At 67.7% G+C, this 21,739-nt stretch carries 20 protein-coding genes and 3 tRNA genes; 8 read left to right on the top strand and 15 right to left on the bottom strand.

Going from position 1 to position 21,739, the window contains the following annotated elements:
• Positions 1 to 18: 18 nt before the first annotated feature.
• The 4 genes from C3B61_RS04950 to C3B61_RS04935 form a co-directional block, all read right to left on the bottom strand.
• The gene (locus tag C3B61_RS04950; protein ID WP_133159863.1) at positions 19 to 357 is read right to left on the bottom strand and encodes a hypothetical protein; all 339 of its coding nucleotides are present in this window, start codon (positions 355 to 357) and stop codon (positions 19 to 21) included.
• A gap of 79 nt (positions 358 to 436) precedes the next feature.
• Complete coding sequence (locus C3B61_RS04945; RefSeq protein ID WP_088456142.1) at positions 437 to 1,147, bottom strand: GAF and ANTAR domain-containing protein; 711 nt, start codon at positions 1,145 to 1,147, stop codon at positions 437 to 439.
• Between the two features lie 45 nt (positions 1,148 to 1,192).
• Positions 1,193 to 1,265 (bottom strand) — tRNA-Val (locus C3B61_RS04940).
• Between the two features lie 63 nt (positions 1,266 to 1,328).
• Complete coding sequence (locus tag C3B61_RS04935; RefSeq protein ID WP_088456141.1) at positions 1,329 to 1,796, bottom strand: peroxiredoxin; 468 nt, start codon at positions 1,794 to 1,796, stop codon at positions 1,329 to 1,331.
• Between the two features lie 241 nt (positions 1,797 to 2,037).
• On the opposite strand from C3B61_RS04935, the gene aceE reads away from it, so the two are divergent.
• From aceE to C3B61_RS04905, 6 genes are all read left to right on the top strand, one after another.
• Positions 2,038 to 4,764 carry a pyruvate dehydrogenase (acetyl-transferring), homodimeric type gene (gene aceE, locus C3B61_RS04930; protein ID WP_103459758.1) on the top strand — a complete coding sequence of 909 codons (2,727 nt, stop codon included), beginning with the start codon at positions 2,038 to 2,040 and terminating at the stop codon, positions 4,762 to 4,764.
• Between the two features lie 71 nt (positions 4,765 to 4,835).
• On the top strand, positions 4,836 to 5,978 hold the full coding sequence (locus C3B61_RS04925) for a PucR family transcriptional regulator (RefSeq protein WP_370289680.1): 1,143 nt from the start codon (positions 4,836 to 4,838) through the stop codon (positions 5,976 to 5,978).
• Positions 5,979 to 6,068: 90 nt separating this feature from the next.
• Positions 6,069 to 6,989, top strand: a complete 921-nt coding sequence (locus C3B61_RS04920; RefSeq protein ID WP_103459757.1) for an ACP S-malonyltransferase — start codon at positions 6,069 to 6,071, stop codon at positions 6,987 to 6,989.
• Between the two features lie 30 nt (positions 6,990 to 7,019).
• Entirely contained in the window at positions 7,020 to 8,021 is a 1,002-nt protein-coding gene (locus C3B61_RS04915) for a beta-ketoacyl-ACP synthase III (protein WP_103459756.1), read from the top strand.
• 61 nt (positions 8,022 to 8,082) lie between these two features.
• Complete coding sequence (locus C3B61_RS04910; protein ID WP_022883990.1) at positions 8,083 to 8,331, top strand: acyl carrier protein; 249 nt, start codon at positions 8,083 to 8,085, stop codon at positions 8,329 to 8,331.
• A gap of 126 nt (positions 8,332 to 8,457) precedes the next feature.
• Positions 8,458 to 9,693 (top strand): beta-ketoacyl-[acyl-carrier-protein] synthase family protein, encoded by a 1,236-nt coding sequence (locus C3B61_RS04905; RefSeq protein WP_103459755.1) that lies wholly within the window; start codon positions 8,458 to 8,460, stop codon positions 9,691 to 9,693.
• Positions 9,694 to 9,726: 33 nt separating this feature from the next.
• Here C3B61_RS04905 and C3B61_RS04900 read toward each other — a convergent pair whose 3' ends face one another.
• Positions 9,727 to 10,248 (bottom strand): DUF3145 domain-containing protein, encoded by a 522-nt coding sequence (locus tag C3B61_RS04900; RefSeq protein WP_103459754.1) that lies wholly within the window; start codon positions 10,246 to 10,248, stop codon positions 9,727 to 9,729.
• 212 nt (positions 10,249 to 10,460) lie between these two features.
• On the opposite strand from C3B61_RS04900, the gene C3B61_RS04895 reads away from it, so the two are divergent.
• Positions 10,461 to 11,048 carry a PadR family transcriptional regulator gene (locus tag C3B61_RS04895; protein WP_244285839.1) on the top strand — a complete coding sequence of 196 codons (588 nt, stop codon included), beginning with the start codon at positions 10,461 to 10,463 and terminating at the stop codon, positions 11,046 to 11,048.
• Between the two features lies 1 nt (position 11,049).
• Here C3B61_RS04895 and C3B61_RS04890 read toward each other — a convergent pair whose 3' ends face one another.
• The 4 genes from C3B61_RS04890 to C3B61_RS04875 all read right to left on the bottom strand — a co-directional run bounded on the left by C3B61_RS04890 (position 11,050) and on the right by C3B61_RS04875 (position 15,289).
• The gene (locus C3B61_RS04890; RefSeq protein WP_103459752.1) at positions 11,050 to 12,798 is read right to left on the bottom strand and encodes a bifunctional 3'-5' exonuclease/DNA polymerase; all 1,749 of its coding nucleotides are present in this window, start codon (positions 12,796 to 12,798) and stop codon (positions 11,050 to 11,052) included.
• 16 nt (positions 12,799 to 12,814) lie between these two features.
• A tRNA-Ile gene (locus tag C3B61_RS04885) sits at positions 12,815 to 12,888 on the bottom strand.
• A gap of 34 nt (positions 12,889 to 12,922) precedes the next feature.
• On the bottom strand, positions 12,923 to 14,173 hold the full coding sequence (locus C3B61_RS04880) for a glycosyltransferase (RefSeq protein WP_088456132.1): 1,251 nt from the start codon (positions 14,171 to 14,173) through the stop codon (positions 12,923 to 12,925).
• A gap of 201 nt (positions 14,174 to 14,374) precedes the next feature.
• A complete protein-coding gene (locus C3B61_RS04875; protein WP_088456131.1) occupies positions 14,375 to 15,289 on the bottom strand; it encodes a DMT family transporter in 915 nt (304 codons plus the stop codon).
• A gap of 40 nt (positions 15,290 to 15,329) precedes the next feature.
• On the opposite strand from C3B61_RS04875, the gene def reads away from it, so the two are divergent.
• Entirely contained in the window at positions 15,330 to 15,896 is a 567-nt protein-coding gene (def, locus tag C3B61_RS04870; RefSeq protein WP_103459751.1) for a peptide deformylase, read from the top strand.
• Between the two features lie 23 nt (positions 15,897 to 15,919).
• Here def and C3B61_RS04865 read toward each other — a convergent pair whose 3' ends face one another.
• From C3B61_RS04865 to C3B61_RS04840, 6 genes are all read right to left on the bottom strand, one after another.
• Positions 15,920 to 16,795, bottom strand: coding sequence for a sensor histidine kinase (locus C3B61_RS04865; RefSeq protein WP_241983651.1), 876 nt, complete (start codon positions 16,793 to 16,795; stop codon positions 15,920 to 15,922).
• Positions 16,796 to 16,883: 88 nt separating this feature from the next.
• Positions 16,884 to 16,956 (bottom strand) — tRNA-Asn (locus C3B61_RS04860).
• Positions 16,957 to 17,041: 85 nt separating this feature from the next.
• Positions 17,042 to 18,034 carry a D-isomer specific 2-hydroxyacid dehydrogenase family protein gene (locus C3B61_RS04855; RefSeq protein WP_103459749.1) on the bottom strand — a complete coding sequence of 331 codons (993 nt, stop codon included), beginning with the start codon at positions 18,032 to 18,034 and terminating at the stop codon, positions 17,042 to 17,044.
• Positions 18,031 to 18,960, bottom strand: coding sequence for an ATP-binding cassette domain-containing protein (locus tag C3B61_RS04850; RefSeq protein ID WP_103459748.1), 930 nt, complete (start codon positions 18,958 to 18,960; stop codon positions 18,031 to 18,033). The genes C3B61_RS04855 and C3B61_RS04850 overlap by 4 nt, the downstream gene beginning before the upstream one ends.
• Before the next feature lie 5 nt (positions 18,961 to 18,965).
• Positions 18,966 to 20,675: a dipeptide ABC transporter ATP-binding protein gene (locus C3B61_RS04845; RefSeq protein WP_103459747.1), complete on the bottom strand. Its 1,710-nt coding sequence runs from the start codon at positions 20,673 to 20,675 to the stop codon at positions 18,966 to 18,968.
• Positions 20,672 to 21,739 (bottom strand): ABC transporter permease, encoded by a 1,068-nt coding sequence (locus C3B61_RS04840; protein ID WP_088456125.1) that lies wholly within the window; start codon positions 21,737 to 21,739, stop codon positions 20,672 to 20,674. Before C3B61_RS04840 ends, C3B61_RS04845 begins: the two co-directional genes overlap by 4 nt.

The raw sequence follows: 21,739 nt of genomic DNA, 5'->3' as shown, positions 1-21,739 counted from the left end.
TCCTGCTGCCGGGCGCGGTCAGTAGTCGAATTCGTCGAACTGTGGCGACCCCTGCGGCGCGCCCGCCCACGCCAGCGACGCGGCCATCGTACCCACCCGCACCTTGTCCTGCAGCGCTTGGGTCGTCGCGATCTCGGTCAGTTCCCAGTCGCTTTCGGTGCTGGTCACGCAGACCAGTTGGCTGGACGACCCGATCAGGAACTGCGCCCGACCGTGACTGCCGTCAGCGGTTATCACCGGGATGTCGACGACATCGGTTTCCCGACGGTTGCTCAGCGCTTCGGCATAGAGCATCACAGCGTCAGCCAGTGCGGTACCGGTGACTATCGAGCCACCCGGATGAAAAATGCGTTTCATGATGCTTCCCTGCTTGTCACGGAAAAAGACACGTGCAGCCAGGGTCTGGGGCTATAGGCAAATACTACGTCCGTGCGGACTAAAGCGCGAGGTCTCCGCTGACAATCTGCGCGGCCACCTCGGCCAGCGGCAGCCCGTTCGACCGCGCGTGCTGGCGCATCAGAGCGAAGGCCTCGTCCATGGTGGCGCTCCGGGTGTAGGCCACGACGCCCTTGGCCTGTTCGATCACGACTCGGCTGCTCAACGCGTACTGCAACTGCTGCCGGGCGACATCACTTTCCCGCAACGCTCGTTCCTGGAGGATCCCGATCGTGGCCACGTCGGCGAGGGCCTGCACCGTCGGCGCGTCGGAACCCGGCAGCCCACCGGTGCGGTCCCAGAACAGGTTCAGCGACCCGATCGTGGTCGTCCGCAAGCGCATCGGCACCGAGAACATCGACCTGAAGCCTTGCTCGACGGCGCCGGCACGGAATCGGGGCCACTTCGGACCGGAGGCCTCGATGTCGGGAACGGAGACGGCGTGCCCGGTGATGACACTTTCCACGCACGGACCGGAACCGCTGCGCAGCTGGAGGATCTCGATGAGGCGGCTGCGCTCGTTGGTGGAAGCGACGACCTCGAACTCCTCATCGTCGGTGAGGATGATGCCCGCGGCCGAGGCGTCGAAGAGCGGCACGCACTGGGTGACGAGGGTGTGCAAGAGATCGACGAGATCGTAGCCGACCACCAGAGTGTCGGCGAGAGTCACGAAGGCCTCGACGAGTTGGCCCTCGCGTGTCTGTGTCGCCATCACCCCATCATAAATGACGCGTGGCTACCGATGATCAGAAGTGTGTGGGCCCTACCGGGCTCGAACCGATGACATCCACGGTGTAAACGTGGCGCTCTACCAACTGAGCTAAAGGCCCCGACCGAAGATTTTCGGATAACAGGATGGCACGAGCTTAGCGACATTCCGGCCGGGAGGAAAACTAGGCCGGCTGCAGCTCGTCGAGGGCTGCCCGATACGCCGCGAGCGAGCGGGCCTCCCCCGGAGCGGTGATGAAACTCGCCCGGATGATGCCGTCCGGATCGATCAGGAAGGTCGCCCGGTTGGCGAAGCCCTTGTCTTCGAGGAAGACCCCGTACTCCTTGGCGACGGCGCCGTGCGGCCAGAAGTCGGCGAGCAGGGTGAACCCGTAGCCCTCCTGGTCTCCCCAGGCCCGCAGGGTGTGCCGGGAGTCCACGGAGATGCCGATCAGCTCGACGCTGTTGTCGGCGAAGAGCGCGAGGTTGTCGCGCAGCTCGCAGAGTTCGCCGCTGCAGATTCCGGAGAAGGCCAGGGGGAAGAACACCAGCGCCACGGACTTCTCACCCCGGTACCGGCTGAGCTGGATTCGCTCGCCGTACTGGCTGACGAGCTCGAAGTCGGGTGCCTGGGTGTCATTCTCCAGCGCCATGGTGCGTGTCCTTTCCGGCCATCGGGGGACGATGGCTGAATACGGGGGGCAAGCCTAGCCGCCCCAGGAGGCTTCACCAACACTGACCCGGCATACTGCGGCGCCGCCGTACGCGCTTCCCAGTAAGAATCACTAGGCTGACGGGGTGCCTTTCGGTCGTGACCCGACCTAGTTCTGTCCGGCACGCCTAACCAGGCATGATCTTCCCCCACACGATCTGCCCTACAGAAAGAGGTCGAGTGTGACTGTCAACGACCAAGACCCGTATTCAATGGACAACTCGGACGCCGATCCGGATGAGACGTCCGAATGGTCGCAATCCCTCGACGCGCTGGTCGCGGCCAACGGCCCCGGCCGGGCCCGCGAGATCATGCTCAGCCTGCTCAAGCGGTCCAAAGAATTGCACCTGAACGTTCCGATGGTGCCCACCACGGACTACATCAACACCATCGCCTCGTCGAACGAGCCCGACTTCCCCGGCGATGAAGACATCGAGCGCCGCTACCGCGCCTGGATCCGTTGGAACGCCGCCGTGCTCGTGCACCGCGCCCAGCGCCCCGGCATCGCGGTCGGTGGCCACATCTCGACGTATGCCTCCTCAGCTGCTCTCTACGAGACCGGCTTCAACCACTTCTTCCGCGGCCAGGATCACCCGGGCGGTGGAGACCAGATCTTCATCCAGGGCCACGCCTCCCCCGGCACCTACGCCCGCGCCTTCCTGGAGGGCCGTCTGAGCGCCAACCAGCTCGACGGTTTCCGTCAGGAGAAGTCGCACGCGCCCGACGGCATCTCGTCGTACCCGCACCCCCGGTTGATGCCGGAGTTCTGGCAGTTCCCGACGGTCTCGATGGGCCTGGGCCCGATCAACGCGATCTACCAGGCGCAGTTGAACCGGTACCTGACCAACCGGGGCATCAAGGACGCCAGCGACCAGCAGGTCTGGGCCTTCCTCGGCGACGGCGAGATGGACGAGGTCGAAAGCCGCGGACAGCTCCAGGTCGCCGCCAATGAGGGTCTCGACAACCTCAACTTCATCGTCAACTGCAACCTGCAGCGACTCGACGGTCCGGTGCGCGGTAACGGCAAGATCATCCAGGAGCTGGAGAGCTTCTTCCGCGGCGCCGGCTGGAACGTCATCAAGGTGGTGTGGGGCCGCGAGTGGGACGACCTGCTCTCCCGCGACACCGACGGTGCCCTGCTGAACCTGATGAACGTCACCACCGACGGTGACTACCAGACCTACAAGGCCGAGAGTGGCGCCTACGTGCGCGAGAACTTCTTCGGCCGCGACCCGCGCGCGCTCAAGCTCGTCGAGGGGTACACCGACGACGAGGTCTGGAACCTCAAGCGCGGTGGCCACGACTACCGTAAGGTCTACGCCGCGTTCAAGGCCGCATCGGAGCACAAGGGCCAGCCGACGGTCATCCTGGCGAAGACGGTCAAGGGCTACGGCCTGGGCCCGAGCTTCGAGGGGCGCAACGCGACCCACCAGATGAAGAAGATGACGCTGGACAACCTCAAGACCTTCCGCGACAGCATGCACGTACCGATCACGGATGCGCAGCTCGAGGCCAACCCGTACCAGCCGCCGTACTACACCCCCGGTGAGAACGACGAGGCGATCCAGTACATGCACGAGCGCCGCCGCGCGCTCGGCGGCTACCTGCCCGAGCGTCGCAGCAAGTACACCCAGGTGAACCTGCCGGACGACTCGACCTACGCCGTGACCAAGAAGGGCTCCGGCACCCAGGAGATCGCCACCACCATGGCGTTCGTCCGGCTGCTCAAGGAACTGCTGCGCTCGAAGGACTTCGGCCACCGCATCGTGCCGATCATCCCCGACGAGGCTCGCACCTTCGGCATCGACGCGTTCTTCCCGAACGCGAAGATCTACAACCCCAACGGTCAGCACTACACGTCGGTGGACCACGCGCAGCTGCTGGCCTACAAGGAAAGCCCGCAGGGCCAGATCATCCACGTCGGCATCAACGAGGCCGGCGCCCTCGCCGCCTTCACGAACGTCGGAACGTCGTACGCCACCCAGGGTGAGCCGCTCATCCCGGTGTACGTGTTCTACTCGATGTTCGGCTTCCAGCGCACCGGCGACGCCATGTGGGCCGCCGGCGACCAGATGGCCCGCGGCTTCATGATCGGCGCCACCGCCGGCCGGACCACCCTCACCGGTGAAGGCCTGCAGCACGCCGACGGCCACTCGCCGTTGCTCGCGTCGACCAACCCGGCCGTCGTGTCGTACGACCCCGCCTTCGGGTACGAGATCGGGCACATCGTCCGGTCCGGCCTCGAGCGGATGTACGGCGGCACCCACACCGACCCGAACGTCATGTACTACATCACCGTGTACAACGAGCCGCAAGTGCAGCCCGTCGAGCCGGCCGATGTCGACGTCGAAGGGATCATCCGCGGCATCCACCGCGTGTCGGAGTCCACCGTGGCCGGCCCGAAGGCCCAGCTGCTGGCCTCCGGCGTTGCGGTGCCGTGGGCGCTCGAAGCGCAGACCCTGCTCGCCGAGGACTGGGGGGTGTCCGCCGATGTCTGGTCGGTCACGTCCTGGTCGGAACTGCGCCGGGACGGCCTCGCGGCGGAGGAGCACAACTTCCTCTTCCCGAACGAGGAGCCGCGCACCGCGTACGTGACGGACAAGCTCGCCAACACGGCCGGTCCGTTCGTGGCGGTGTCCGACTTCATGCACGCCGTGCCGGATCAGATCCGCCAGTTCATCCCCGGCGACTTCGCCACCCTGGGTGCCGACGACTTCGGGTTCTCCGACACCCGCCCCGCGGCTCGCCGGTTCTTCAAGATCGACGGCCCGTCCATGGTGGTCCGCACGCTGCAGCAGCTCGCCAACAGCGGCGAAATCGACCGCAGCCTCATCCAGCAGGCGATCGACAAGTACCGCCTGCACGATGTCCTGGCCGGCAACACCGGCTCGGCCGGTGGCGAGAGCTAACCCGGACCGTGTCACCGGCGCCGAAGACAAAGGAACAGACCCTCACCTGGTTGCGCACAATTTCGGGTGAGTTGTCTACGGCGACTCTGAAACGACTCGAGGACACGCTGCCCTGGTATGGCGACATGCCACCAGGGCGGCGGTCCGCCGTCGGCCTGGTGGCCCAGGCCGGCATCACCTCCTTCATCTCCTGGTACGACGACCCACGGTCCACACCGTGGATCGCGGCGGATGTCTTCGGCGCCGCTCCCCGGGAACTACTCCGCTCGGTGAGCCTGCAGCAGACCCTGCAGCTGATCAGGGTGACCGTCGAGGTCGTCGAAGAGCGGGTCAAGGACGGCTCGGAGACCCTCCGCGAGGCGATCCTGCTGTACTCCCGGGAAATCGCCTTCGGTGCCGCGGATGTCTACGCCCGCGCCGCGGAGGCCCGGGGGCTCTGGGACGCCAGGCTCGAGGCCCTGGTCGTCGACTCCATCCTCAGCGGCGAGTACGACGACGAACTGCCCAGCAGGATCGCGGCCCTCGGCTGGCACGGCCACGGCGAGGTCTGTGTGCTCGTGGGCACCACACCGAAGATGCTCGACGTCGACCAGCTACGCCGGGCGGCGCGGCACATGACCGCCGACGTGCTGATCGGCGTGCAGGGCAACCGGCTGGTGTTGGTCATCGGCCGGGCCCACCCGGCCAACCCCGAGGCCGACGAAGCCGCCGGAGGACCGTCCTCACTCAGTTTCATGGAGATCGCCATGCAGCTCGAGCCCAGCTTCGGCCCCGGCCACCTCGTCCTCGGTCACGAGGTGCCCAACCTCGTCGATGCCTCCAAAAGCGCCAAGGCGGCCCTGGCCGGGTTCGCCGTCGCCCGCTCCTGGCGGAACGCTCCCAGGCCGGTGCAGGCCGACGACCTGCTTCCCGAGCGGGCCCTGGCCGGTGATCCGCTCGCGCGCGCCACGCTCATCCACCGGATCTATCGCCCGTTGCAGGCGCACTCCACCGAACTCCTCACCACGCTGTGGTGCTACCTGGACAACGGCCGCTCGCTCGAGGCGACGGCGCGTGAACTGTTCGTGCATCCCAACACCGTGCGTTACCGCCTCAAGCGGGTGTCTGACGTGATCGGCTATGACGCGACGGGGGCCAGAGAAGCGCTCATCCTGCAGTCGGCGCTGATCATCGGTTCGATCAGTGACCACGACGGCTCGACTCGGCGCCGCTGAACCCCCCTTTGCGGTATCTGACAAACGTTCCGCGGATAGTCGGTAGATTGCCCACACCCTCCGTCCGTTCCGAATTGGGAGACTAAGGAAATGATTGTTGTCGTCTGTCCCGGTCAGGGCTCGCAAACGCCCGGATTCCTCGAACCCTGGCTGCAGGATCCGGCTTATGCCGAACAGCTCCGCGCCATGTCGGAGCAGTCCTCGACCGACCTCGTGACGGCGGGAACTGTCGCTGATGCCGACACGATCCGCGACACCGCGATCGCCCAGCCGCTCATCGTGGCCGCCGGGCTCCTCGCCCTCACCGCCCTGTTCGCCGACGGCCGGCGCGACGCCGTCGGCGGTATCGCCGGGCACTCCGTCGGGGAGATCACCGCTGCGGCCGGCGCCGGAGTCCTCAGCTCCTCGGACGCTCTCACCTTCGTCGGGGAGCGCGGGCGTGCCATGAAGGCCGCAGCCGCCGTCACGCCCACCGGCATGAGCGCCGTCCTCGGCGGGGACGAGGCCGAACTCCTGGCCCGACTCGCAGACCTCGGCCTGGAACCGGCCAATTTCAACGGCGGCGGCCAGATCGTGGTCGCCGGTGACCTCGACGCCCTCGCCGCCCTCGCCGCTGATCCGCCCGCCAAGAGCCGCGTCATCCCGCTCCAGGTCGCCGGCGCCTTCCACACCCGCCACATGCGTCCCGCCGTCGCGCACCTCGCCGACGTGGCGACAGGCCTGAACCCGCAGACCCCGACCCTGCCACTGTGGACGAATCACGACGGCAGCACCGTGGCCGACGGGGCGCGTTTCGTCGACCTGCTCGTCGGTCAGGTGTCGTCGCCGGTACGGTGGGACCTGTGTATGCAGTCGTTTGCCGACGCTGGAGTGACCGGAATCATCGAGGTCGCACCGGCCGGCGCACTCGTCGGACTGGCCAAGCGCGCCCTGCGGGGCATCCCGAGCGTGGCCATCAAGACCCCCGACGACCTGCCCGCTGCGTACGACCTGATCGACCGCCAGGCCTGAATCAGCCAGAGTCGCCACCGGAAGAGACGAATGACCCAGCCACAACTCCTGCAGTCGCAGGGCGCCCAGTACACCCGCATCCTCGCCGTCGGCGCCGCCCGCGGCGACCTCATCGTTCCCAACGACGACATCGTCGGCCCGATCGACTCATCGGACGAGTGGATTCAGCAGCGCACCGGAATCATCACCCGCACCAGGGCCAGCCAGGATGTGCTGGCCGTCGACCTCGCAACGACCGCCGCGCTCGAGGCCATCGAACGCTCCGGCATCGCCCCTGAGCTCATCGACGCCATCATCATCGCCACCATCAGCAACGGCCGCCAGACGCCATCGATGGCCGCCGTCGTCGCCGAGCGAGTCGGTGCGGTTCCCGCCGCCGCCTTCGACCTCAACGCCGCCTGCGCCGGCTACGCCTACGGTGTCGCCCAGGCGGATGCCCTCATCCGGTCCGGCGCCGCCCACTATGCCCTGGTCATCGGTGCGGAGAAACTCTCCGACATGGTCGACCCCACCGACCGGAGCATCTCGTTCCTGCTCGGTGACGGTGCCGGCGCCGTTGTCATCGGCCCGAGCGACTACCCCGGCATCTCCGCCTCAGTGTGGGGCTCGGACGGGCGCGCTGACGCCGTGGGGATGAACGGCACCCTGCAGGAATACCGACGGGGCGAGAAGGAATGGCCGACCCTGCGCCAGGAGGGCCAGACCGTCTTCCGCTGGGCCGTCTGGGACATGGCGAAGATCGCCAAGCAGACCCTGGCCGCCGCCGGCATCACCGCCGACCAGCTCGCCGCCTTCATCCCGCACCAGGCGAACATGCGCATCGTCGACGAGTTCGCCAAGCAGCTCAAGCTGCCGGAGTCCGTCGTCATCGCCCGCGACATCGCCACGACCGGGAACACCTCGGCCGCGTCGATCCCCCTAGCCACCCACCGCTTGCTCGAGGAACACCCCGAACTCAGCGGAGGTCTTGCCCTCCAGATCGGCTTCGGAGCCGGCCTGGTTTACGGCGCGCAGGTGGTTGTGCTGCCGTAGCTCCCCTCTATCCAACTAAACTGAATCTCGGTCAAACGAGACACCCCCAAGGAGAAACAACATGGCATTGTCCACCGAAGAAGTTCTTGCCGGCCTGGCCGAGCTCATCAACGACGAGACGGGCATCGCAACCGACACGGTTGAGCTGGACAAGTCGTTCACCGACGACCTGGACATCGATTCCATCTCGATGATGACCATCGTCGTCAACGCTGAGGAAAAGTTCGACGTCAAGATCCCCGACGAAGAGGTCAAGAACCTCAAGACCGTCGGCGACGCCGTCGAGTTCATCGTCAAGGCCCAGGACTAGGTCCACGCCCGAACGGGCCGGTTGGCTCTGCCAGCCGGTCCGTTCTCCAGGGACGCTCCAACCGGGGTTTCCACCTCGTTTCGCACACGTTCTCACTCGAGCACGTTCTGACGGAGAGTCGTTGTTATGACCAAAAAAATCGTTGTCACCGGCCTCGGTGCCACCTCGCCCCTCGGCGGGAACGCCACCGACACCTGGAACGCCCTCCTCGCCGGCGAGTCCGGCGCATCCACTCTGGACTACGAGTGGGTTGAGCGCACCGCGCTCCCCATCACCTTCGCCGCCCAGGCCAGGGTGCGCCCCGTCGACGTTCTGGCCCGCCAGGAAACCAAACGCCTCGACCCGTCCAGCCAGTTCGCCCTGATCGCCGGCCGCGAGGCCTGGGCCGATGCGGGGATGCCTGAGGTCGACCCCGAACGTCTCGCCGTCGACTGGGCCACGGGCATCGGTGGAGTGTGGACCCTGCTCGACGCCTGGGACACCCTGCGCGAGCGTGGACCCCGTCGGGTCCTGCCGATGACCGTGCCCATGCTGATGCCCAACGGTCCCGGAGCAGCGATCGGCATGGACCTGCACGCCCGCGCCGGCATCACGACGGTCGTGTCGGCCTGTGCGTCCAGCACCGAATCTCTCGTCAACGCGTACAACCGTCTGCAGGCCGGACTGGCCGACGTCGTCATCGCCGGTGGCTCGGAGGCGGCCATCCACCCGCTGCCGATCGCATCCTTCGCGGCGATGCAGGCGCTCTCCAAGCGGAACGACTCCCCCGCCACCGCGTCCCGCCCGTATGACGTCAGCCGCGACGGCTTCGTGCTCGGCGAAGGCGCTGCGGCCCTCGTGATCGAAACCGAAGAGCACGCCCTCGCCCGTGGTGCACACATCTACGCCGAACTGCTCGGCGGCTCCATCACGAGCGACGCGTACCACATCACCGCGCCGGATCCCGAGGGATCGGCCGCCGCGCGGGCCATGATCGCGACGATCCACAACGCCGGGGCCGACCTGTCCGACGTGATGCACATCAATGCCCACGCCACGAGCACCCCGGTGGGCGACATCGCTGAGTACAACGCGCTCCGCCGCGTGTTCGGGGACCTCCTCGACGGCATCCCGGTCTCGGCAACCAAGGCGTCCACCGGGCACCTGCTCGGCGGAGCCGGCGCGATCGAGGCGCTGTTCACGGTGAAGGCCCTGGCCGAACGGATCCTTCCGCCGACCATCAACCTGACCCAGCAGGACCCCGCCATCCCGCTCGACGTGGTCACCTCGCCGCGCGCCCTGGGCACCGGCGATCTCCTGGCCATCAGCAACTCGTTCGGTTTCGGCGGCCACAACGCCGTCGTCGCGTTCCGCTCGGTCTAGCCGTCGCGGGCGGGGCCCCGGCCTCGCCCGCACTCAGCCGACATTGTGCAGCCAGACCACGCTGGAGAAGTCGCTGGCGTGCCGGTACGGCTCCAGTTCGTCATCCCAGGCCTGGCCCAAGGCGCGCCGCAGCTCACGGTGCAGGTGCACGGAGTCGGTACCCGCCGCGTGGATGGCCGCACGCAGACGGTCCTCCGGCAGGACGACGTTCCCGGCCGTGTCAGTCTGGGCGAAGTGGATGCCCAGAGCCGGCGTGTGCAGCCAGCGGCCACCATCGCGGCCGGGCCCCGGGTCCTCGGTCACCTCGAAGCGCAACTGATCCCAGCCGAGCAGGGCGGACGCAATGGCCGCGCCGCCGCCCGCAGCGCCCTCCCAGAAGAACTCCGCACGCTGGGCGCCCGGGAGGGCAGGCTGTTCGCTCCAGTCGAAACTGACCGCCTCATCTAGCGCGCTGCCGGCGGCCCACTCCACGTGGGGGCACAGGGCGCGCGGCGACGAGTGCACATACAAAACTCCCCGTGCAGCCGGTGACTGACGAGTGTGGGGTGCCGTCATAGTGTTCTCCGTTCCCTGGATGGTGTTCGAGGTGCGTCTTCCCCAACGATCTCAAACGACTCTCAACCAGGACCCGCGGAACACAATTCGGCGGCTAGCTGAATTATGCCCCACCCGGCCGGGAAATCCCAACAGCCGGTCATTCTCTAATGTATATTCGGTATGGCTTTAGAGGTCGACCGCGACCGTCGCAGCCGCAGGCTGGAGACATCGTGTCGGTACGCAATTCGCTTCTCGCCATCCTCACCATGGGCCCGGCATACGGCTTCCAGCTGCACGGCGAGTTGGCGACCCGCACCGCCGGCCGGCGCACGGTGAACGTCGGACAGATCTACAGCACCCTGGAGCGTCTGGTCCGCCAGGGCTCCGTCGAGGCGGCGGGCAGCACCGAGGACGGTCTTCCGCTGTACAGGCTGACCGGGGGCGGCCACGCCGAGGCTCTGGCCTGGCTGCGGGAGACCGACAGCGACTCCGGAGCCGACTGGACCGACATGCTGGACAGGGTGCTGATCGCCTCATCCCTGCCGCACGTCGATCTTGCGCCGCTGCTGGCCGGCTACCGATCCGCCTGGCAGCTGAGGCTGAACCGCGGCGGAGACGCGAGCGGGCGTCCCTGGGAGTCCGGTCAGGAACGGTTGGCCACCGAGGCCCAGCTCGTCCAGGCCCGGGCCGCGCTTGCCTGGCTCGATACCGTGGCCGCTGTCGCCGATCGCCCTCCAGCGGAGGAGGAACCTGGACTGCACCGCCAACTGAGCCTGCAGCGACCCAAACGGGGCCGTCGGCCCGGCACATCGTCGTGACCTATTTTGCGTCCGCGTAACTGTCCACTACAACGCAGGTCAACGGGAAGTCCACCGGAAAATCGCCGAACAGCAGTCGGCCCGCCGTCGAGGCCGCCTCGGTGACGATTCGCGACACCTCGCCGGCCAGTGCCGCAGGGGTGTGCACGATGACCTCATCGTGCAGGAAGAAGACCAGATGAGGGATGTCCGCGAACGGGCTGGGGGGCGTCCGGGCCGGCACCTGACCGCGCGCGAACGCGGTGGGCGGCTGTGCCGGGACCGGCAGGGCCCGAAGCCCTTTCCTGATCTCGGCCATCCAGCACAGGGCCCACTCCGCGGCGCTTCCCTGCACGATGAAATTGCGGGTGAACCGGCCCCAGTCCCTGGCCTGGCTCCTGGCCCGGCGTTCGTCGGCCGGGGTCGCCCCGGCCTCTGACCCGCGGGCCTGGTCGTCCTGCCAGCCGCCCCCTGGCCGCGGCGAGGACCGGCCCAGCCGGGTGCTGACCACGTCGCCGCGCTCCCCCGTCCTCGCCGCCGCCTCGGTCAGGGCGATCGCCCGCGGATATGCGCGCGCCAGTCGAGGCAGCAGGCGCCCGCTTTCCCCGGATGTGGCGCCGTACATGGCGCCGAGCATGGCGACCTTGGCGTGAGCGCGGGTGTCCACCACTCCGCTCGCCACGATTCCGGCATAGAGGTCAGTGCCCCGTCCGGCGGCGGCCATGGCGGTGTCGGTGGACAATGCGGCCAGGATGCGAGGCTCCAATTGGGCTGCGTCCGCCACCACGAAGCTCCAGCCGGGGTCGGCCACGACCGCGCCGCGAATCTGCTTGGGCAGCTGCAGGGCACCGCCGCCGCGGGTCGCCCATCGCCCGGTCACCACCCCGCCCGGCAGGTACTCAGGGTGGAAGCGGTCGTTGATGATCCAACTCTCCATCCAGAACCATCCGTTGGCGGCGAGCAGTCTGGACAGCTTCTTGTAGCGCAGGAGGGGCTCGATGACGGGGTGTTCGAGCTTCTCCAACTCCCATGCCCGCGTGGTCGCCACGGCCAGCCCAGCCCGGTTGAGCGCCCGGAGCAGGTCTGGCGGGGAATCCGGGTTGACCCCCAGGTCGCCGAGTTCGGTGCGGATACGCCCAGCGAGTTCTTCCAACCGTGCCGGCCGGATGCCCGAGGCTGCCCGCGGGCCCAGTTCTGCGGTGAGCAGGCTGTCATGGATCGCGCTCCGCCACGGCAGTCCGGCGAACTGCATTTCGGCCGCGATGAGGGCGCCAACGGATTCTGCCGCCAGGAGCAGACGCAACCGGCCGGGGTCGGCCGAGGCGTGGACCGCCTGAAGCTGGGCCTGGAACTCCGCCAGGACGTCGTCGTCGGCCGGCTCCAGTCCGGCGTCGTCGGCCAGACCCAGATCCATCTCGAACAGGGTCGTCCCCGGGGATTCGACGGGGACGGTCGCAGCAGGCGCATCCCACCGGCTTGCCGGGGCGTTCGCCAGCGCGCTTCCGCCGGTCATCGCCGAGTTGCGCAGGATGGCGTGACACAGCCGTAGATCATGGCAGCGCTGGACAGTGACACTCCCCCGCAGCAGGACGGGATAGCTCCGCGCGGTGTCCTCCCAGACCCAGCGCACCGCGTCTTGATCGCGTTCCCGCACCATCGCACGGAACTCGTCGGTCGTGAGCGTTGTGTCGGCGCCCGCGGGAACGCCGGCGGCGTCGAGCTCCCTGACCCGGAGCCGTTCCGAACTCGATCCGGTCACCAGGATGTACACAAACCGTGCTTTCTCGTAGGGTGGACGGGACTTGAACCCGTGACCGTGCGGTTATGAGCCGCGTGCTCTAACCAGCTGAGCTACCACCCCGTGCCTGACCATAGTATCGGCCAGGCGCCGCCCTTCAGTCGCGCCGAGGCGTGACGTCCAGGACCGGAGGGTGGGCCGCGGCCGGATCCGGCTGGACGCTGGAGTTCGTGTCCGCCGTGGATACGCCGCGGTAGAGGCGTTCGAATGTCGTCAGGGTGCGCTTGATGTCGTGTGCCTCGATCAGCTTCAGCGACTCGTTCTTGAGGGCGTCCAGTTCGTCGGGCGACGTCGTGAACACGCGGGTCAGCTTGTCCGCAAGGTCCTGGGCGCTGCCCGGCTCGAACAGGTAGCCGTTCTGCCCGTCGTGAACCAGGTGCGGCAGCGCCATTGCGTTCGCCGCCACGATCGGGAGACCCGACGCCATCGCTTCCATGGTCGCAATGCTCTGCAGTTCCGCAATGGACGGCATCGCAAACACTGTGGCACGCGTGTAGGCCTCGCGCAGTTCCTCGTCGGTGACATAACCCGTGAACGTGAACTGTGCGCTCAGTCCGAGCGATTCCACGAGGTGTTCCAGGTTGCGGCGCTGGTCGCCACCGCCGACGATTTCAACCTGGGCACACAGGTTCGGATCCAACAGGGCGACGGCCTGCACCAGGACGTCGATCTGCTTCTCACCGGTGACCCGGCCGACGAAGAGAATCCGGTTCTCGGTGCGCGGAGCGAAGCTGGGGGAATAGTTGTCGGCGTCGATTCCGCAGGAGATGGCCTGCACCCCCGCGAGCCCCGTGTACTTCTCCAGGAACTCCGCCGCCCGGCGGGTCGGCGTGGTGACGGCCTCTGCGCGCTTGAAGGTATGTTCAGCGTCCTTCCAGAGTGCCTTGACGAGCTGGTCCTGGAAACCCTTGGGAACGAGGGAGAACTGCAGCATGTTCTCCGGCATGAAGTGGTTGGTGCCGATGATGCGGATCCCGCGCTTCTGTGCCTCGATCGACACACCGCGACCCACCACGATGTGGGACTGGAAGTGCACGACGTCGGGCTGGAAGGAGTCGAGGATGGCACGGCTCTGCTTGCGCACGATCCACGGCAGCGCGAAGCGGAGCCAGTCGTGCGGGCGCCACCGCCAGCTGTGCAGACGGTGCACGGTCATCGATTCGCCCTCGTGCACCTCGGTCCAGGTGCCGTGCTTGCGCGTCGGAGCCGGAGCCATGATCTGCACCACGTGGCCGCGTCCGACCAGGCCGGCGGCGAGCCGTTCCGCGAACCGGGCCGCACCGTTCACATCCGGCGCGAAGGTGTCTGCGGCGATGAGAACCCGGATGGGTCGGGTGGTGCCCGGCATGGCCGGGTCGGACGAGCTGCCCGGTAAATCAGATGAAGCGCTCAAGTGGGATAGTCCCTACGTAGGTGGGCCGGGGATCAGCGTCCGGCGCGAAGTCTGGGTCTCAACGATTCTCGCCGTCGAGGTGTGTTAGCACCCTATTCTAAACCGCTTGACCCATGGCAGCCCCCCAGACGCGGCGCGTTCACGAAAAAGCACCGGTCAGCTCTGGGTTTGCGGGTGATACTTCGCGAGCCTGAAGACGCCCCACATCGCCACGGCGCCAGCGACCGCGAAAAGAACGGCGGCCCAGGTCGGCGCCTGAGAGGCTTCGCCGAGCACGATGACGCCGATGCCGACGGCGATCATCGGGTCGATCACGGTCAGACCCGCGATGACGAGGTCGGGCGGACCCGATGAGTATGCGTTCTGCACGAAGTAGGCGCCCGACGCAGCAGCGAGGAGCAGGCCGACGACGCAGACGACGGTGAGCCACTCGACGTTGCCGTTCTGGATGCGGTTGATGATCACCTTGGCGAGGGTGGCCACGAATCCGTACAGCACGCCGGCGCCGATGATGTAAAAAATCGCCTTGAACCGGCTGCGCAGCAGCACGAACGCGACGGCGAAGGCGGCCAGGACCACAGCGAGGACCACCAGGATGGTGATCAGGTTCGCATCCGTCACGGGCTTGTCGACCGCCGTGAAAGCGGCGACGGTGACAAAGAGCCCGACCCCGCCGACACACATCGCGATCGCGATGACCGAGGCTCGGTTCAGCTTGACGTGGCTGACCCTGGCGTTCAGGATCGCCGTGATCACCAGAGCCACCGCCCCGAGGGGCTGCACGACGATGAGGGGCGCGAAGGCGAGGCTGGTGAGCTGGAAGGCGATGGCCAGACCGAGCATCACGGTGCCGAACACCCAGGAGGGCCGGGAGAGCAAGAGCACCAGCTGCCGGGTGTTCAGTCCGCCGGTGATTTCCCTCGTGTGAGCTTCCACCTTGGTCACACCGCGGTGCTGGAATTGTGCGCCAAGGGAGAGGAAGACAGCGCCGATCAACGCGAGCGGGATGCCGATTGCCTGGCGTGGATCAATCGCGATCTCTCCAGCCAGGTCTGTCAGGTCGGGAGTCACTCAACGAGACTATCGAGATCCATGCCGATATCCTTGGTGAATGGCCGTTCGACCGATAGTAATTTCAGGTGACCCCGTCCTGCACTCCCCCGCCGCTCCCGTCGTCGAGTTCGACGACGAGTTGCGCACGCTGGTGCAGGACATGTTCGAGACGATGGATGCCGCTCCCGGTGTCGGTCTCGCCGGACCCCAGGTGGGGGTCGGGCTGCGGCTGTTCACGTTCAGCTACCTCGACGACGACGAGGTCGAGACCAGGGGTGTCGCGATCAATCCGGAGCTCTGGATCACGCCGGTCCCCGCCGGTGAGGCCGATGAGGACGAAGACGTCGAGGGGTGCCTGTCGTTTCCCGGCGAGCGGTTTCCGCTGCAGCGGGCCGGCTCGGCCGTGTTGCGCGCCGTGGACCTTGACCAGAAGCCCTTCGAGATCCGGGCCGACGGCTGGCTGGCACGGATTTTCCAGCACGAGTTCGACCACCTCGACGGCACCCTCTACGTGGACCGGCTCGAACACTTTTACGCCAAGATCGCCGCCAAGGTCAGCCGGAAGCGCGGCTGGGGTGTGCCCGGCGTGACCTGGCTGCCCGGTGTGGACGACCTCGAAAGCTGAGCTGCTGAGACGCTGTGTGCGGGTCAGCGGGTCAGGTTGACGCCGTGCACACCGTTGTGGAACCGCAGCGACGGGAAGACGGCTGAGACCGAGAAGCCGACCCCAGGCACGGTTCCTGCGTTGAAGATCCCGCCGAAGAGCTGGGCTCGTTCGCGCATCTGGGTGATCCCGGCGCCCGAGATGCTCTCGCTCAGGGCCTTGAGGTCGTCGTCGATCGTGTAGGCGGTCTTGGCGGCGAAATCCGAGGGCGAGGCGCTTTCCCGCTTGGCCGCCGCGCGGATGCCGTCGTCGTCGATGAGGAGCTGCAGGCCGTCCTGGGTCCAGGTGAACGACACTCTGGCCTCGGTGCCGGGCCCGCCGTGCTTGAGCGCGTTCGCGAGGGCGCTCTGCAGGATGCGGTAGATGGCGAGCTCCGCCCCGGGTTTGAGCGGGAACCTGTCACCAGACTCGGTGAAGGCGACGGCCAGGCCGGCGTCGCGCATCACGCCGAAGAGGCTGCGGGCCGATTGCAGGCCCGGTGCGCTGGTCGCGATGGCCTCGCCCTCTCTGGCGATGGTCAGGACCCGGCGCAGGTCGGCGAGAGCGACCCTGCCGTCCTCGACCAGGGCCGTCGCCGCGCGCACGGCCGTGGATGGGTCGCTCTCGGCCGTGTACCGGGCCCCCTCGGCCCGGGTGATGAGGCGTGCGAGAGACAGCACGGCGATGTCCTGCAGCTCGCGGATGATCGCGAGACGCCCGTGCTGCTCGGCGAGGGACAGCTCGAGGTCGATGCGCACGCGTTCGGCCGCCGATCTGGCGAAGCGGCTGCGGCGTTGCTGCGCCACGGCAAGCAACCAGAGAATGACCACGGCCACGGTGAGCACGGCCAGTACAGCGCTGAGGGTCTGCCAGGGGAACACAACCGCCACCTTTCGCATCTTTTCGGGATCAGACTAGCGGCACGCACAAAAAAGGCCACCGGGGGTGGAGCCCCTAGTGGCCTTTTCGCTCCCCGACTTGGACTCGAACCAAGAACCTGCGCATTAACAGTGCGCTGCTCTGCCAATTGAGCTATCGAGGAATGCATGCTCAGCGAAAGTTTCCCTCGCTTGAACGGCGTAGTTACTTTACCAAAAGTTCGCCGTGCACCAAATCCGAGTGGACGCTCAGTACCCCGCAGCGGGGTCGACAACCCCGACAAACGGCCCGTTTCCCAGCAAAGCGGCCACATTGAGCCGAATTCTCTCGGCCAGAAGCGGCGCGGTCATCTCGGGCGTGTCGGCCATGTGCGGCGTGATGAGGCACCGGGGCTCACTCCAGAGCGGATGCCCGTCCGGCAGCGGTTCCGGGTCGGTGACGTCGATGGCCGCGCCCGCGAACGTGCCGGCGGCCAGAGCGGCCACGAGCGCGTCGGTGTCGACCAGGGGGCCTCTGGCGATGTTCACCAGGTGGGCGGTCGACGCCATCAGGGCGAGTTCGGCCCCGCCGAGCAGGTGCCGGGTGCCGCCGGTCAACGCGGCAGCGACCACCACGATGTCGGCCAGGGGCAGCTCCGTGTTCAGCTGCCCCACCGGCACGGTGCGGGCGGCTCCCGGCACGGGCTCCGAGCTGCGACGCGCCACCACGATGCGGGTGCCGAACGGTTCGAGCAGCCGGATCAGTTCACGGGCGATGCCGCCGGCCCCGATGATCAGCACCGACCGGCCGTAGAGCGATGCTCCGGCGGGCACCGAATTCCAGGACCGCGCCCTGGCCCGCACGGGGAGCACCCTCAGCGACGCCAGGATCAAGGCCAACGCGTGTTCGGCCACCGGTTGGGCGTAGGCGCCCTTGGCACTGGTCACGAGCAGGTCGTGCCGCTGATGCCGGGAGAGAATGTCGGCGAAAGCGTCGACACCGGCCCAGGGCAGCTGCACCCAGCCGATCTGGGGGTTTTCCGCCAGCACCTCCTCGAGTTCCGCGGCGCGGGCGTATGACAGCCAGATGAGTCCCCGGGTGTCCGGTGACAGCGGGGCGACGACTCCCCCGGCCGACGCGACGGCGCCGGCGAAGAGAGCGTTGTCCTCGGGCAGGATGGCTACCGGACCGGCCGTCGGCCGCCATCCGCCCGGGTCGCGCTCGGGTTCGTCGGAGAGGACCGCGCGGTGCTGCCCGGTCATGCCTCCGGGCTCCGGTCGGTGTCGGCCCCGACATCGTGCGCCGGGGAATCCAGCACGGTGGAATCCGAAGCTGTGGAATCCAGCACGGTGGAATCCAGAGCTGCGCCGTCCAGCGTCAGCGCCGCCGCGAGTTCGACGACGTAGGGATGCCACGGGTTGTCGAAGACCTCGTCGATGGTGCCCAGCCCGACCAGGACGCCCTGGTGCATGACCCCGATCCGGTCGGCGACCCGACGGAGCACGCTCAGGTCGTTGCTGATCAGCACGGCCGAAAAGGCACGTTCTCGTTGCAGCTCGCCGATCAGGTCGATGACATCGTCGCGCACCAGGGCATCCACGCCCGCGGTGGGTTCATCGGCGATGAGCAGCGTCGGCCCGAAGACCAGGGCCCTGGCCAGTGCAACACGCTGGCGTTGGCCGCTGCTGAGCTCATAGGGGTACTTGCCCAGCACCGAGAGCGGCAGGCGCACGGCGTCGATCATCGTCGCGACAAGGGTCTCCAACGCCGCTCTGTCGTAGCGCCGATCGCGTTCGAGGACGGGTTCGGCGACGATGTCCGCCACGGTGAGGCTGGCGGGGAGGGTGCTCGCGGCATTCTGGGCGAGCATCCCCACGCCGAAGGTGAGCCTGGCGAGTTTGCGTCGGCCGATGCGCCGCAGCGGGTAGCCGAGCACCGTCGCCTGCCCGCCGGTGATCTGCGCGCGCACGTCACCGTGGCCGGTCCCGGAGTCCGCCCCGGAGAGCACCCGGGCGATCGTGCTCTTGCCCGACCCGCTCTCGCCCAGCAGTCCGAGGACTTCCCCCCGGCCGAGGGTCAGGGTCAGTCCGCGCAGCGCCACGAACGCGGGGCTGGCGCCGTGGCCCGGGTATTCGACGGTCAGGTCACTGGCAACGATCGGATACGGATCTGCTTCGACGCGTCTCATGACTTCTATCCTGCCGCACGCAGCCTCCGGAGTTCGTCCCGCCGCTTCGCCTGGGCGGCCGGATCGGGCACCGGCAGCGACGCGAGAAGCCGCTGGGTGTACGGGTCCCGGGGCGATCCGAGCACCTGGGCGCCGGTGCCCTCCTCGACCAGGCGACCGTGGTAGAGCACGGCGATCCGGTCGGCGAGGATGTCCACAACGGCGAGGTCGTGGCTGATGAAAAGGGCCGCGAAGCCGAATTCGCGCTGCAGCTCCGCGAAGAGTTCCAGCACCCTGGCCTGCACAGACACGTCCAGCGCTGAGGTCGGTTCGTCCGCGATCAGCAGGGCAGGTTCCAGCGCCAGGGCCCTGGCCAGGCTGGCCCGCTGGCGCTGACCCCCGCTGAGCTCGTGCGGGAAGCGGTCACCGAAGGCACGCGGCAGCTGGACGGCCTCGAGCAGTTCGTCGACCCGTGCTCGCGCGGCCCGGGGGTTGGCGGCCCTGCCGTGTACCACGAGGGGTTCGGCGACGCAGTCCGCAATGGTGAGCAGCGGGTTGAAGCTGGAGGCCGGGTCCTGGAACACGAAGCCGATATCGCTGCGAAGGTGCTTGAACCGGCGCTCCTTGAATCCGTTCATCTCGTGTCCGAGAACGGTGAGGGACCCGTCGGTGACCCTGGTGAGGCCGGCGATGGCCCGGCCGATGGTGGTCTTACCCGACCCGCTCTCCCCCACCAGGCCGAGCACCTCGCCCGGGCGGATCGAGAAGCTCACTCCGTCCACGGCCACAAAGCCCGGCCGGCCGAGCCTGCCGGGGTATTGGATGCGCAGGTTGTCCGCGACGACGACGGGGGTTTGTGCGGCCCACTCCGGGGAACGGGCCTCGGCCCGCTCCGCCGCCCGCACGACCCCCTGGCCCACATACGGCACCGCTGCGAGTAGCTTCTGCGTGTACGGATCCTGGGGTGAGCTGAAGAGGGTCTGAGCGTCGGCTTCCTCGACGACCTTGCCCTGGTACATCACCGCGACCCTGTCGGCGAGGTCGGCCACGACACCCATGTTGTGGGTGATCAGCACGATCGCGGTCCCGAACTCGTCGCGGCAGCGTCGGAGCAGGTCGAGAATCTCGGCCTGCACGGTCACGTCGAGCGCGGTCGTGGGTTCGTCGGCGACGATCAGGCCCGGTTCGAGGACCAGGGCCATGGCGATCACCACCCGCTGCTTCTGACCGCCGGAGAACTGATGCGGGTAGTAGTTGACCCGCACCTCGGGGTCGGGGATGCCGACCCTGCCGAGGATCTCGATGGCCTTCTTCCTGGCGTCGGCGCGGCTGACGGTGCCGTGCGCCCTGATGCCCTCCATGATCTGCCAGCCGACGGTGTATACCGGGTTCAGCGCCGTGGACGGCTCCTGGAACACCATGGAGACGTCGGTGCCGCGCACCTGGCGCAGGCGCTGGCGGCTGAGCGCGATGACGTTGTTCTCACTCGCCCCATCCCTGCTGGTGAGGATCACGGCGCCCTCGGAGACCGCGGTCTCCGGCAGCAGCCCGAGGATGGTCTTGGCGGTGACGGTCTTGCCGCTGCCGCTCTCGCCGACGATGGCGAGGACCTCGCCGCGGCGCACGCTGAGAGTGACCCCGTCGACGGCGCGAACGGCGCCGGCATCGGTGGAGAAGGACACGCCGAGGTCGTCGATCCTGAGGATGGTCTGCTGGTCGGTGCGGATATCGCTCATGAGGTGGCCTCGCCGTCGTTGGTGTGGAGGGGGCCGCTTTCGAGCCCGCCGAGACCGCCGGGGCCGGCGGTCAGGGTACCGCCGGGGACCACGGAGGTCTCGGCGACCAGGCCGGCGTTGGCGCCGACCGCGCGGCGGCCGCGCAGTCGTGGGTCGGCCAGGTCGTTGAGACTCTCGCCGACCAGGGTGATGCCCATCACCACCAACACGATCGCGAGCCCGGGGAACAACGAGGTCCACCAGATGCCGCTGGACACGTCGGAGATCGCCTTGTTGAGGTCGTAGCCCCATTCGGATGCGGCGGTCGGTTCGATGCCGAAACCGAGGAAGCCGAGTCCGGCGAGGGTGAGGATCGCCTCGGAGGAGTTGAGAGTGAAGATCAGTGGCAGCGTTCGCGTGGCGTTGCGCAACACGTGCCGCACCATGATCCGGATGTTGCCGGAACCCAGCACCCGGGCGGATTCGACGTAGGCCTCGGATTTGATCCGCACGGTCTCGGCCCGGATCACCCTGAAGTACTGCGGGATGAACACCACGGTGATCGAGATGGCTGCCGCCATGACCCCGCCGACGAGGTCGGATTTGCCGCCGGAGATGACGATGGACATCACGATGGCCAGCAGCAGCGATGGGAAGGCGTACACGGCGTCACAGACGACGACGAGCACGCGGTCGAGCCAGCCGCCGAAGTACCCGGACACCAGGCCCAGGAACACGCCGGCGAAGATCGACAGCAGGACGGCGACCACAATCACGAACAGGGCCGTCTGGGCACCCCAGAGCACCCTGGACAACACGTCGTAACCGCCGACGGTGGTGCCGAACAGGTGTGCGCCACCTGGCGGCTGCTGGGCGCCGAAGACCCCGTCCGGACCGCGCAGCTGGCTGTAGCCGTACGGCGCGACCAGCGGCGCCAGGATGGCGGTGAGCACGAACAGTGCCGTGATGACCAGGCCGGCCACGAGCATCCCGCGTTGCAGGCCGACGCTCTGGTGGAGCTGGTGGATGATGGGCAGGCGGGCCAGGCGGCTGGGCCGGCGCGGCGGGGAATCGATCCGGGTCAT

The organism is Cryobacterium zongtaii (assembly GCF_002909375.1).
Classification (GTDB): domain Bacteria; phylum Actinomycetota; class Actinomycetes; order Actinomycetales; family Microbacteriaceae; genus Cryobacterium; species Cryobacterium zongtaii.
This window is presented reverse-complemented; position numbering and strand designations above follow the sequence as displayed.